Origin of the sequence: Pseudomonas sp. I3-I5 (assembly GCF_022699445.1) — a bacterium.
GTDB lineage: Bacteria > Pseudomonadota > Gammaproteobacteria > Pseudomonadales > Pseudomonadaceae > Aquipseudomonas > Aquipseudomonas fulva.
Map to the genome: position 1 here is coordinate 2191266 of NZ_CP093940.1, position 13159 is coordinate 2204424.

General features: G+C 65.7%; 9 protein-coding genes. 5 read left to right on the forward strand and 4 right to left on the reverse strand.

Features of this window, described 5'->3' with window-relative positions; translation table 11 throughout:
- Positions 1–2 precede the first annotated feature (2 nt).
- The 3 genes from MOP87_RS09840 (at position 3) to aldA (ending at position 4513) form a co-directional block, all read left to right on the forward strand.
- Positions 3–707 (forward strand): TraX family protein, encoded by a 705-nt coding sequence (locus tag MOP87_RS09840; protein ID WP_145279917.1) that lies wholly within the window; start codon positions 3–5, stop codon positions 705–707.
- A 196-nt stretch (positions 708–903) separates the two neighbouring features.
- Entirely contained in the window at positions 904–3072 is a 2169-nt protein-coding gene (locus MOP87_RS09845; RefSeq protein WP_242810472.1) for a PQQ-dependent dehydrogenase, methanol/ethanol family, read from the forward strand.
- 7 nt (positions 3073–3079) lie between these two features.
- The gene (aldA, locus tag MOP87_RS09850) at positions 3080–4513 is read left to right on the forward strand and encodes an aldehyde dehydrogenase (protein WP_088523660.1); all 1434 of its coding nucleotides are present in this window, start codon (positions 3080–3082) and stop codon (positions 4511–4513) included.
- A gap of 43 nt (positions 4514–4556) precedes the next feature.
- Here aldA and MOP87_RS09855 read toward each other — a convergent pair whose 3' ends face one another.
- The 3 genes from MOP87_RS09855 to MOP87_RS09865 all read right to left on the reverse strand — a co-directional run bounded on the left by MOP87_RS09855 (position 4557) and on the right by MOP87_RS09865 (position 9569).
- Positions 4557–6473 (reverse strand): sigma-54-dependent Fis family transcriptional regulator, encoded by a 1917-nt coding sequence (locus tag MOP87_RS09855; protein ID WP_242810473.1) that lies wholly within the window; start codon positions 6471–6473, stop codon positions 4557–4559.
- Between the two features lie 84 nt (positions 6474–6557).
- On the reverse strand, positions 6558–8078 hold the full coding sequence (locus tag MOP87_RS09860) for an FAD-dependent oxidoreductase (RefSeq protein ID WP_242810474.1): 1521 nt from the start codon (positions 8076–8078) through the stop codon (positions 6558–6560).
- Between the two features lie 162 nt (positions 8079–8240).
- The gene (locus MOP87_RS09865) at positions 8241–9569 is read right to left on the reverse strand and encodes an MFS transporter (RefSeq protein ID WP_027915625.1); all 1329 of its coding nucleotides are present in this window, start codon (positions 9567–9569) and stop codon (positions 8241–8243) included.
- A gap of 161 nt (positions 9570–9730) precedes the next feature.
- On the opposite strand from MOP87_RS09865, the gene MOP87_RS09870 reads away from it, so the two are divergent.
- The gene (locus tag MOP87_RS09870) at positions 9731–10828 is read left to right on the forward strand and encodes a sugar diacid recognition domain-containing protein (RefSeq protein ID WP_236165828.1); all 1098 of its coding nucleotides are present in this window, start codon (positions 9731–9733) and stop codon (positions 10826–10828) included.
- Positions 10829–10960: 132 nt separating this feature from the next.
- Entirely contained in the window at positions 10961–12100 is a 1140-nt protein-coding gene (locus MOP87_RS09875; RefSeq protein ID WP_028687510.1) for a glycerate kinase, read from the forward strand.
- Between the two features lie 18 nt (positions 12101–12118).
- Here MOP87_RS09875 and MOP87_RS09880 read toward each other — a convergent pair whose 3' ends face one another.
- Entirely contained in the window at positions 12119–13105 is a 987-nt protein-coding gene (locus tag MOP87_RS09880) for a site-specific integrase (protein ID WP_132578993.1), read from the reverse strand.
- Positions 13106–13159 lie beyond the last annotated feature (54 nt).

The window sequence follows — 13159 nt, forward strand, 5'->3', positions numbered from 1 at the left end:
CAGTGCGCTCAGCCGGGCTGGACCTGGTCAAATGGCTGGCAATGCTGGCGATGCTCGCCGACCACCTACGCTTCGTCTGGCCGCAGGCCCACGGCCTGTTCGTGGTTGGCCGACTGGCGTTTCCGCTCTTTTGCCTGGCCATGGCCATGAACGTGGTGCGGCGCGAGCCTGACACGCCGCTCGATCGCCACCATGGGCGGTATCTGGGGCTGATGCTGCTGTTCACCGTGCTGTCCGAGCCTGCCTACCGCTGGCTGGACAGCGGTTCGACCACGTTCAGCGTAATGCCGACGCTGTTGTTGGGCCTGCTGGTGGCCTGGAGCGTGCAGCATACCCAGGCAGCCGCGCGGCTGCTGGGGTTGGTCGCGCTGGGCGCGGCTTGGGCTGGCAGCCCGTGCCTGATGTACGGCCTGCCAGGGGTACTGCTGCCCGCCGCCTGCGTACTTGCCTACCGCTGTGGGGGCGCAATGTGGCTTGTGCCGTGCGTGCTGGCGGTGGCCGGCAACTTGACCAACAGCTGGTTGATGACGCACCTGGGCGCCCACTTCACCTGGGTCACCCTGGCGGTTGCCGCCGTGGCCATTGCGGTCGGCAACGGCCTGTTGCACTGCCGATGGCATCGCGTGCCAGCTGTGGGTCGCTGGGCCTATGGTTTTTACCCGCTACACCTTTTGCTGATCAAAGCCTTGAGCACGCTTGGGCTGTGACACACCTGTGCCACGGTTGACCCAGGGTTGACGCAACTGTGTCGAGCATTTGCCCGTATCCAGCCCCTCCCCACTGACGGCTCGAAGGCTCTACTGCGGTATCTGCGGCCGTCAGCCGGCCGTTTGGCACAGCCGTTGCTCTTGTTTGGACTGACGCTCGTCGCAGCGTCGCCATAACAAGAACGGAGAACAGTGCATGAATCGATCAGGCCCCCAACGCCTTGCACGCGGCTGCTTGGCCCTGGCTCTCAGCTGGACACCCCTGGCCTTCGCCGCCGGTGTCGATGGGCAACGCATCATTGATGCGGACAAAGAGCCCGGCAACTGGATGAGCCATGGCCGCACGTACGACGAGCAACGCTTCAGCCCCCTCAAGACTATCGACCAGAGCAACGTGGGCCAGCTGGGGCTGGCGTGGAGCTACAAGCTCGACCTGGACCGCGGCGTGGAGGCGACCCCCATCGTGGTCGATGGGGTGATGTACACCACGGGGCCGTTCTCGGTGGTGTACGCGCTGGATGCGCGCAACGGCCAGCTGCTGTGGAAGTACGATCCGCAGTCCGACCGCAACCGTGCCGGCGAAGCCTGCTGCGATGCGGTCAACAGGGGCGTGGCGGTGTGGCAGGGCAAGGTCTATGTGGGTGTGCTGGACGGTCGCCTGGAGGCCATCGATGCCAAGACCGGCAAGCGGGTCTGGTCGGTCGATACCCGCGCCGATACCAAGCGCAGCTACACCATCACCGGTGCGCCGCGGGTGGTCAACGGCAAGGTGGTGATTGGCAATGGCGGCGCCGAATTCGGCGTACGTGGCTACGTCACCGCCTACGATGCCGAGACCGGGCGCCAGGCATGGCGGTTCTACACCGTACCGGGCGATCCGAAGCTGCCGCCTGAGGATAAAGCCATGCAGATCGCCAGCAAGACCTGGCACGGGGATGCCTATGTCGAGTGGGGCGGCGGCGGCACCGCCTGGGATTCCTTTGCCTACGATCCGCAGCTGAACCTGCTGTACATCGGCGTGGGCAACGGCGCGATGTGGGACCCCAAATGGCGCAGCCAGGCCAAGGGCGACAACTTGTTCCTGTCCTCGATCGTGGCGGTGAACGCCGATACCGGCGAGTACGCCTGGCACTACCAGACCACGCCCGGCGACGCCTGGGACTTCACGGCCACCCAGCACATGATCCTGGCCGAGCTGCCCATCGACGGCAAGCCGCGCAAGGTGCTGATGCAAGCGCCCAAGAATGGCTTCTTCTACGTGCTGGACCGGGAAACCGGCGAGTTGCTGTCGGCCAAGAACATCGTGCCGGTGAACTGGGCCAAAGGCATCGACATGAAGACCGGCCGGCCCATCGTCGACGACGAGGCAGCGGCCTACTGGAAGGACGGCAAGCGCAAGCTGGTGACCCCGGCGTTCTGGGGGGCACACGACTGGCACCCGATGTCGTACAACCCGCAGACGGGGCTGGTGTACATCCCGGCCCACATCATGTCGGCCTACTATGAACACGTGCCAGAAGCGCCCAAGCGCAACCCGTTCAAGAGCGTCTACCAGTTGGGGCTGCGTACCGGCATGATGCCCGAAGGCGCCGAAGGGCTGCTGGACATGGCCAAGACCTGGTCAGGCAAACTGATTGCCTGGGACCCGGTCAAGCAGGCGCCTGCCTGGGAAGTGCCGTACATCACGATCTTCAATGGTGGCACCTTGAGCACGGCCGGCAACCTGGTGTTCGAAGGCAGCGCCGACGGCCGGGTCATTGCTTATGCCGCCGAAACCGGCAAGAAGCTGTGGGAAGCGCCTGCGGCCAGCGGCGTGATGGCCGCACCGATCACCTATGCCGTCGACGGCGAGCAATACGTCACGTTCATGGCTGGCTGGGGCGGCGCATTTTCCACGTTCGCTGGCGCACTCTCTTTGCGTGCAGGCGTGCAGCCCTATGCACAGGTGCTGACCTACAAGCTGGGCGGCTCGGCCAAGCTGCGCGAGCCGGCCCCGCCTGCCGATGCGCCCAAGCCGCCACCTTTGACGGCCAATGCCGAGACGGTCGCTGCAGGCGCTGCGCTGTACGACGGCAACTGCTCCCAGTGCCATGGCATCCATGCCGTCAGCGGCGGGGTCTTGCCCGACCTGCGCAAGCTGGGCGCCGACAAGCACCAGATGTTCCTCGGGATTCTCTACGGCGGCAGGGTGCCCGATGGCATGCCCTCGTTTGCCGACAACCTCAACCCTGAGCAAGTCGAGCAGGTCCATCAATACCTGATCAAGCGTGCTCACGATTTGCAGGAGGAAGGCGAGGTCTGGAAGCGGTTCAGCGCCCGTCCGGCAACCCCTTCATCGCTGGCTGACAATGCCCCACAGGAGTGAAATGCCCATGAACGATTCGGTCTACCAGAACTTCATCGACAACCGGTTCGAACCCGGTGAAGCCCTGCTCGAGGTTCATAACCCGGCCAATGGCCAGTTGCTCGGTCGCGTGCCGGAGTCTTCGCAGGCCCAGGTCGACCAGGCCGTGAGCGCGGCACGCCGGGCTCAGCGCGCCTGGGCAGCCCGGCCTGCGCAGGAACGCGCGGGCTACCTGCGCGCCATCGCCAACCGGATACGGGCCAATGCCGATCAGCTGGCCCGGACCATCACCCTGGAAGGCGGCAAGGTGCCGGCCCTGGCCCAGGTGGAAGTCGGCTTCACGGCCGATTACCTGGACTACATGGCTGAATGGGCGCGACGCCTGGAAGGCGAGGTGTTGACCAGCGACCGTCAGGCCGAGCACGTGTTTCTCATGCGCAAGCCCGTGGGCGTGGTGGCAGGCATCCTGCCGTGGAACTTCCCCTTTTTCCTGATCGCCCGCAAGATGGCGCCGGCGCTCATTACCGGCAACACCATTGTGGTCAAGCCGAGTGAGGAAACCCCGATCAACTGCTACGCGTTCGCCCGCCTGGTGGCCGAGACCGGCCTGCCACCCGGGGTGTTCAACGTGGTCGGCGGCACAGGCGCCGCCGTGGGCCACGGCCTGTCCAGTCACCCGGGCGTGGACATGGTCAGTTTCACCGGCAGCGTGGCGACCGGTGCGCGGATCATGGCAGCGGCGGCGCCGAACATCACCAAGCTGAACCTGGAGCTGGGCGGCAAGGCGCCTGCCATCGTGTTGGCCGATGCCGACCTGGACCTGGCAGTCAACGCGATCGTCGCCTCGCGGGTGATCAACACCGGACAGGTGTGCAACTGCGCAGAGCGTGTTTATGTGGCGCGCCAGGTGGCCGATCGGTTCATCGATCAGGTGGCCCAGGCGATGGCCGCCACACGCTATGGCGACCCATCGACGCAGCAGGACCTGCACATGGGACCGTTGATCAACCGGGCCGGCCTGGACAAGGTGGCGCAGATGGTGCGCACTGCCCAGACCCAAGGCGCGCAGGTGGTCACGGGCGGGCAGGTGGCTGACCTTGGCAGCGGTTTTCACTATCAGCCCACCGTGCTGGCAGGCTGCACGGCCGACATGGAGATCATGCGCAAGGAAATCTTCGGGCCGGTGTTGCCAATTCAGGTGGTGGAGGACCTGGACGAAGCCATTGCCTTGGCCAACGACAGCGAGTACGGGCTGACCTCGTCACTCTACACCCGCGATCTGAACGCCGCGCTCAAGGCGTGCCGGGAAATCGACTTCGGCGAGACCTACATCAACCGCGAAAACTTCGAGGCCATGCAAGGCTTCCACGCCGGGGCCCGCAAGTCGGGCATTGGTGGGGCGGACGGTAAGCACGGGCTCTACGAGTACACGCGCACGCAGGTGGTCTACATCCAGGGTTGAAGCCCAGCCGTGGCCAGTGCCCCGGCGTGGCGGGGCACTGGGCTCAGTTGCCCTGGCGATTCGGTTGCACGATGCCATGGCGCTTGATCTTGCGGTACAGCGTGGACCGCGAGATGCCAGCGGCCTGGGCGGCGGCACTCATGTTCCACTGGTTGCGCCGCAACAGCGCCAGCAGGTGGTCGGCCTCGGCCTCTTCCACCTGCTGCCCAAGGCGCGGCGCTGCGCAGATCGTCCTGCCTGGTTCGACCTGCGCTTGCTGCAACTCGGCGGGCAGGTCGGCCAGCTCGATGCACCCGTCTTCGGCCAGGGCAGCGCCCTGGCGCAGGGCATTGAGCAGTTGGCGAATATTGCCCGGCCAAGGATAGGCCAGCAGCGCGGCGCGTGCTTGGGCCGAGAGGTGCAGCCCCGGCGCCAAGCGTGCTAGAACACCCTCGATCACCTGCGCCCGATCACTGCGTTCGCGCAGCGCCGGCAGGGTGATACGCATGCCGCAGAGTCGGTAGTAGAGGTCCTCTCGGAACTGGTGGGTGGCGATCCTGGCAACCAGGTCCTGATGCGTCGCCGATATCACCTGAATATCCAGCCTTACCGGCGTGGTCGCCCCCAGCGCAACCAGCTCCCGTTCCGCCAGTACCCGTAGCAGGCGGGTTTGCAGATCGGCAGGCATGTCGCCTATTTCATCGAGAAACAGCGTGCCGCCATTGGCCTGTTCCAGCTTGCCTTTCATGCCCTTGCGGTCTGCCCCGGTGAAGCTGCCGGCCCGGTAGCCGAATAGCTCGCTTTCGATCAGCGCTTCTGGAATGGCGGCGCAATTGAGCGCCACGAAAGGCCGGGCGCTTCGGGCGCTTGCCTGGTGCAGGGCGCGAGCGAACGCTTCCTTGCCCGTGCCGGTTTCACCGCTGAGCAGCAGCGCGATGTCCTTGTCCAGCACCTTGCGCAGGCGCGTCACGGCGTGCTGCAGCTGGGGGTCGCCGCCTGCCAGTTGGTCGAGTGTCGGATGCGCGTTGGCAGATGCCGCCGGTGCGGCCGGGGCACAAGCGCGATAAGCGCGCGGCACTCGCAGGCCCACCTCAAGGCCCTTGACTTGGCTGGCATCGTACAATTGCGCGCCCCGAGCACCGCCCTGGGTCAGGGCCAGCAGCTGGTCGATATCGGCGCTTAACACATGCTCGATGCGCAGCCCGAGCAGGGCATGGGGGTTGTTGCTGAATGCGGCCCGGTTGGCACCGACGATACGGCCACCCTCGTCGAGTGCCAGCAGTTGCTCGGCTACCAGGTCCGCATCGCCGTCGCAGGGCTTGACCGCGAGGGTCAGGCAGTCGCGGTAACGCTGGCGAAAGTGTGCGTTTTCGATCAGGCGGGCGTACAGCGTCACCAATTGCAGGGTCAGGTGCTGGGCCTGCTTGGGACCATCGTCATACAAGCAGGTCGCGTTCAGGCAACCGAGCAGGTGGTTGTGGCTGTCGAAGATCGGTGAGACCGAGCAACTGAGCCGGGTATTGCTGGCCAGGAAATGTTCCTGACGGTGAATGGTCAGTGCCTGTTGCGAGGCCAGCGCGGTGCCTATCCCGTTCGTGCCGGCGATGGACTCGTCCCAGCGCGCCCCCACCACCAGCCCGGAACCTGTGAAGCGCCCGGTGTCGGCAGGTAGGCGAGCATCAAGCGTGACCCCTGCCGCATCGCTGAGCAAGACGGCGAAACCTGCATCTGCTACCCGCCGGGCCAAACCACTCACGCCTTGGCTGGCGAGGGTCAGGTAGGTTTGGTGCTGGGCTTGCAGCTGGCGGATTTCTGCGGCGCTGAGGATGTTGTCCGTTGGGTGCAAGCTCGGGTCCAGGCGGTGCTGGGTGACGCTGCGGTACCAGGATTCGGCGATCACCGTTTCCGGGACCAAGCCGCGGTGGCCGAAGTGACTGTCGACGAAGGCCGCCAGTTCCGAGGCAGGATTATGAGCGGGCATGGGCGCTCCACAGTTATTGTTATCGAAGGTGAAGATAACCATAGCTGATGGCGCGCTACCAGCCCGGGCGCAGGGCAAGCCTTGTCAGTGGATCAGTTCGAGTGCCTCGGCGGTGGTGAGCGGGCGCTTCATGCGTTGCGACAACTGCATCATGGCTGAGGCGTAACCCTTGGCGACCACGGCCTGCACCTGATCCTCCAGGCATTGCAGTGCAATGAAATCACCGCTCTCCGGCGTGCCAACGAAGGTGATGGCGTCCCATTGTCGGGCGTGGCCCAGCACTTCGAACCGCTGCCCATGGTGATAGGTCCAGAAAAACGGCACGTCGGCGTAGCGGCGTTGCTCGCCCAGCATGTTTGCTGCCGCGATGACGCCGTGCTGCTGCGCCAACCGCCAGTGCTCAATGCGCACCGGTTGGCCGGCGAGGGGGAAGGTGGCCATGTCACCCACAGCCCACAAGCCTTCGGTCACCTGCATTTCACCGTTGACCGGCACGGAAAGGTCATCGGCCAGCGCTACGCCATTGAGAAAAGCCGTGGCCGGAGCTACCCCCGTTCCTAGTAGCACCACTTGGCAGTGCACTCGCTCGCCGCTGCCGAGCATGACCGCTTCGACCTGACCATCGCCTTCGATCGCCGTCACCTGGGTCGGGGCATGGAACGTGACGCCCTTGCGCGCGTGCAAGGCACGGATCGCCCGCCCGATACGCTCGCCCAGTTGCTTGGCCAGCGGAACTTCATGCCGTCCAATCACGTGGACCTTGGCACCGTATTCGCTTAACGCCGAGGCTGCTTCCAGGCCGATGAAGCTGTCGCCCACGATCACAACCGGTTTGCCCGGTTCCACGGCATCGAGCAGTTGCGCAGCGTCCGCGCGCGAACGCAAGGTGAAGACCCCAGGCAGGTCGCGCCCCGGGATATCCGGGCGCTGCGCCTTGGCGCCCGTAGCGAGCAAACAGGCGTCATAGTCGATGCGTTGGCCGTCGGCCAGCAGGAGCTGGCGTTTCTGGGCATTGAGTGAACGGACCTTGGCGTGCCGACGCTCCAGTTGACCGATGCGCAGATCATCAGGCTCCAGCAGCATCGGCACCTCATCCGGGGCCATTTGGCCTGCGAGCACGAATTTGCTCAGGGCCGTGCGGTCGTAGGCCGGCTGGCGCTCCTGGTCGATCCACACCAGGCGGCCATTGAAGCCATGGCGGAGCAAGGTGACCACAGCGGCGCTGCCTGCCGCACCGGCTCCCAGCACCACGAAACACCGCGCATCGCTGTGCCGGGGCGGGCGCGCCCTGGGCAAAGGGCGGTCGTCCACCCACACCTGGTCACCCTTGACCCAGGCCTTGTAGCGGCGCAGGTCGGTCAGGGCAGGGGGCTCGCACACGGCGCCCTCGTCCACGGCGAACGCGGCCTTGTGCCAGGGGCAGATCAGCAAGCCGCCGCAGACGCGGCCCTCGTCCAGCGGCGCTCCTGCATGAGGACAGTTACCCTGAAAAGCACGAACCTGATCACCCTGACGCACGATGATCAGCTCTTCGTTACCGGCTTCCACGCGCAAAGGGGTGTGTTCATCGAGGTCGGCCAGCCGGGCCACGGCGTATTCGGTCATGGTGAATTCTCCAAAGGGGGCCTCTGGAACGGTTCGACGCCGATTTACCCGAACGGGCTGCGTCGAGCTGACGACTGGAGTGCTGTACAGGGAACAAGATGATCAGCCTTCCTTGCACGGGTCTGGATGACCCAATGCAAGGAAGCGCTGTTGACGCGACCGTCAGTCGGCTATGGCAGGCGCCGGCAGACGAGTACGGGTGGCGCGCAGGGCCACCAGGCTACCCAGCACGATCAACGCCGCCAGGGCGTAGAGGGCAGCGTCGGTCGAGCCGGTCTGGTCCTTGATGAACCCGACCAGGTAAGGGCTGAGAAAGCCCGCCATCTGGCCCACCGAGTTGATCAGGGCCAGGCCTGCCACGGCCGCACCTGCGCTAAGCAACGCCGTGGGCATCGGCCAGAACATGGGTAGGCCAGTGAGGGCGCCCATGGTGGCGATGGACAGGCCAAGGATGGCGATCGCCGGGGTGGCCGCGAAATTCACGGCCATCAGCAGGCCCACGGCGCCCATCAGCATTGGCACTACCAAGTGCCAGCGGCGCTCGTTGCGAAGGTCCGCCGAGCGCCCGCACAGGATCATGAAGACTCCGGCCAGCAAGTAGGGAATGGCGCTCAGCCAGCCAATGAGCAAGGGGTTGTCGAAGCCCATGTTCTTGATGATCGAGGGCAGCCAGAAGTTGATGGCGTACACACCGCTCTGGATGCAGAAGTAGATGAAGCCGAAGGTCCAGATCAGTGGGTTGGCCAGCACGGCCAGGACGCTGTCGCCGGTGGTAGGCGGCTTGCTGTCGGCATCGGCCTGCAGGTCGGCGGCAATCAGCCGGCGCTGCTCATCGCTCAGCCAGGTCGCCTTCTGATAGCCATCGCTGAGCAGGAACACCGCCAGCACGCCGAGCGCAACGGTTGGCAGCCCTTGAATCAGGAACATCCATTGCCAGCCGGCAAGGCCATGTTGCCCGGCGGCGAAGTGTTCGAGGATCCAGCCGGAAAACGGGCTGCCCAACAGACCCGAGACCGGGATCGCGGACATGAACAACGCCATGATGCGGCCACGTCGCGCACCGGGGAACCAGCGCGAAAGGTACAGCACCACACCCGGGAAGAAGCCTGCCTCGGCGGCGCCTGTGAGCAGGCGCAGGGCATAGAACTCGGTGGGGGTCGTCACGAACAGCAAGCAGGTGGACAAGCTGCCCCAGGCAATCATCATCAAGGCGATCCAGCGCCGTGGGCCGAAGCGGTTGAGCGCCAGGTTGCTGGGAAGGCCGCACAGGACATAGCCGATGAAGAAGATGCCGGCGCCGAGGCCGTAGACGGTTTCGCTGAATTTGAGCGCGTCGAGCATCTGCAGCTTGGCGAAGCCGACATTGACGCGGTCGAGGTAGTTGAACAGGTAGCAGATGAAAATGAACGGAATCAGCCGCAGGGTGATGCGCCGGTACAGCGCATTGCGGGTGGTGTCCGTGCCTTGGTCAGGGGCGGGGCTGTGTGCCATGATCGGGTTCTCTGTTGTTATGGTTGTCACCGCGTCGCCTGTTCCGGCGCTCGCTTGAACGAGTCTCGGGGACGGCGGCGTGGCTGTCTTTGTGCTTTTGCACAAGCCATGGGCCTTGCTGCTGTGCCCGAGCCCAACCGCACGCCCTCAAGGACCGTTGAATGTTCGAACTCGACCACGACCTGGCACAGGATATCGTAGACCGTGCCATGGCGATTCTGCCCTGCAACGTCAACGTCATGGACAGCCACGGCCTGATCCTGGGCAGCGGCGAACCAGAGCGCGTCAACACGCGGCACGAAGGCGCCCAGTTGGTGCTTGCCAATGGCCGCATCGTGGAGCTTGACCAGGAAGCGGCACGCTGCCTCAAGGGCGTGCAGCCGGGGGTGAACCTGCCCCTGATGCTCGACGACCGGCTGATGGGCGTGCTGGGCTTGACGGGTGATCCGCAGCAGGTTCGGGTGTATGCCGAGCTGGTGCGCATGACCGCCGAAATGCTGCTGGCCCAGCGTCACCTGCAGGCTGACCAGCAGTGGCGCAAACAGCGCTGCGACGATTTGCTGGCCCTGCTGCTGGGCGGAACCGGCGACGCCTCGCGGCTGCTGGACGAAGCGCGCCAGTTGGGGCTCAAGCCGCAACTACCGCGCATTCCCTGTCTGTTCGAGCTGGCCAGTGGGCCCGACGCCGAGGCGCTGGCAAGCTGGCTGATGAGCCGTTACCCGGACAGTTGGTGCGTCAGCCCAGCGCGCCACTCGCTGCTGTGGTGTCGCCCGGCAGGCGTGGCGCTGGAGCCTGCACGGCTGGTCGAGCGCATAGAGCGGCACGGTTGGGCAGTTGAGCGCTTGGCCATGGGTACTGCCGCGCAGGGCCTTGAGCAGCTGCGCCGCGGCTACCGGCGTGTGCGCGACCTGCTGGCCTATGGGCGTGAGGTGGTGCCCCAGGAACGGCTGCTGAGCTTGCAGCGCTACCGCCTGCCAGCCTTGCTCTGGCGCCATCGCAACGATGAGGCGCTTGACGAACTGCTCGAGCCGTTGCTGCGCATCCAGGCCCGCGACAGCAGCGGGCAATTGCTGGCCACGCTGCGCGCCTGGTGCGCCCACGATGGTCAGAGCCAGGCCTGTGCCGAGGCGCTGGGTATTCACCGCAACAGCCTGCGTTACAGGCTTGAACGTATCGCCGAGCTGGGCGAGGTGGACCCGATGCGCCTGGAAGGCCTGCTTAGTTTGTACCTGGGGCTGCAATTGCTGCCTACCCGATAGCGCGCACTGGCTGGGCAGGGCCGCCGGGCGCTGGCATCTGCCCAAACAATCTGTCGGGCGGTTTGTGCATTTGACCGACGCCGCCTTGCTGGTCAGCTGTCAGCATGCCGCTACCCGGACAGGAGAATCATCATGAAGATCGTCATCGCGCCTGACTCGTTCAAGGACAGCCTCGAGGCGGCCGACGTGGCGCGCGCCATCGCCGCTGGCCTGGCCAAAGCGTTGCCCGACGCCCAGTTGATCGAGTGCCCCATGGCCGACGGTGGCGAAGGCACGATGCAGGCCATTCTCGCCGCCAGCGACGGCGAGCTGCGCCGGCTTACCGTGCGCGGCCCGTTGGGCACGGCTGTTGAGGCAGGCTGGGGCTGGCTGCCCCAGAGCCGCACCGCAATCATCGAAATGGCCCAGGCCAGTGGCCTGCAACAGGTGCCCACCGGGCAGCGCGACGCTTGCCGCAGTTGCACCTGGGGCACCGGCGAGCTGGTTGCCGCGGCGCTCGACGCTGGCGCGCAGCGCGTGGTGCTGGCGATCGGCGGCAGTGCCACCAACGATGCTGGCAGTGGCATGCTGCGCGCCTTGGGCCTGCGTTTGCTGGATGCAGACGATCAACCACTGGCCGAGGGTGGCCTGGCCCTGGGTGACCTGGCGCGGCTCGATGCCAGCCAGCTGGACCCGCGTCTGGCGCACGTGCAGTTCGAAGTGGCGGCCGATGTCGACAACCCGTTGTGCGGCCCACAAGGCGCATCGGCCATATTCGGGCCGCAGAAGGGTGCCAGCGCGCAGCAGGTTCAGGCCTTGGACCAGGCGCTCGGTCACTTCGCCGACCACTGCGCCCGCTTGCTGGGCCAGGATGTGCGCGATTACCCAGGTTGCGGCGCCGCCGGAGGCATGGGCTTTGCGGCCAAGGCCTTCATGGGTGCCCAGTTCCGAGCCGGTGTGGAAGTGGTGGCCGAACTGGCGGGCCTGCAAGCTCATGTCAGGGACGCGGACCTGGTGGTGACCGGGGAAGGCCGCTTCGATGCCCAGACCCTGCGCGGCAAGACGCCGATGGGGGTGGCCCGGGTCGCCAAGCGTCATGGCGTGCCGGTGATCGTGCTGGCGGGCATGCTCGGCGAGGGCTACCAGCAGCTGTATGCTCATGGCGTAGATGCCGCCTTTGCGCTAGTGGATGGGCCCATGACCTTGGACCAGGCGTGCCGCGACACCGCCCGCTTGCTTCAAGCCCGCGCCTGCGACATCGGTCGGCTGTGGGCCTGCCTCAAGCGCGTCTGAGCCAATAAAGGGCGCAGCTCAGGGTGCCAGCACCGGCAGGGGTGTGCTGGGCAACAGGGCCAGGTCACCGAAGCGTTGCGTCGAATCGATGTAACGCAGCGCGGACTTGGCATCCTTCCAGCCCACGTAGCTCATGAGCGACTTGAGCTCCCAGCCATTGGCGCTGGCCCAGGTGGCAAAGCCGCGACGCAGTGAATGACCGGTATACAGCGCTGCTGGCACTTGGGCGCGGGTCAACATGCGCCGCAGCAGGCCCACCAGGCTGTTGCTGTTGAGCGGTTGGTCACCGAGGTTGCCCCAGCGGTCGAGCTTGCGGAACACGGGGCCGTGGGCGATGCCGGCTACCTGCACCCATTGCAGGTAGGCCGTTACCGGGCACAGTGCCTTGAGGGCAGGGGTGCGATGCTGTACGCCCAGTGCCTCGCGGTCGCCTTTACTGCGCGGCACGAACAGCGTGATACCCACGCCCGCTTCGGCCTGGATGTGTTCGACCCGCAAGCGTGCCAGTTCATCGCCGCGAAAGCCACGCCAGAACCCTATCAGCAGCAATGCCGTGTCGCGCCGGGCGCGGCGCAGGCCGGCCACATCGTGGCTTGCCTGTGCTTGGCGGGCCTCTTGCTCGAAGCAGGTCACGGCCGTTTGCAAATGTTGCAGCAACAAGGGTGCTGCCTGCCTGGGCGGGGTGGGATGAAGCGTGCGGATGCCCCGCAGTACCTGGCGCACCACCGGCGCTTTGGTGGGGTCGGGGAAACCTTGGCTGATGTGCCACTGGCTGAGGGCCGCCAGGCGCTGGCGCAGGGTGCTGACCGCATGCTGCTGGGCGTGGTCGGCCAGGTATCGGGCGATGCTTTCGGCGGTGGCCGGTAGAAAACCGCCCCATTGGGTTTCGAAATGATCCACTGCCGCCTGGTAGCTGCGGCGGGTGTTGTCACGCGTGGCGGCGCGCAGGTAGCGCTCGATATCGGTCATGGTGCGGGCGTCGGCGGGTGGGTGCAGTGGTACCACCTTAACCCCTGAGGCCTGTTGGCACCAAGGGTTAGCCAGGGGCTTGCATTCAGT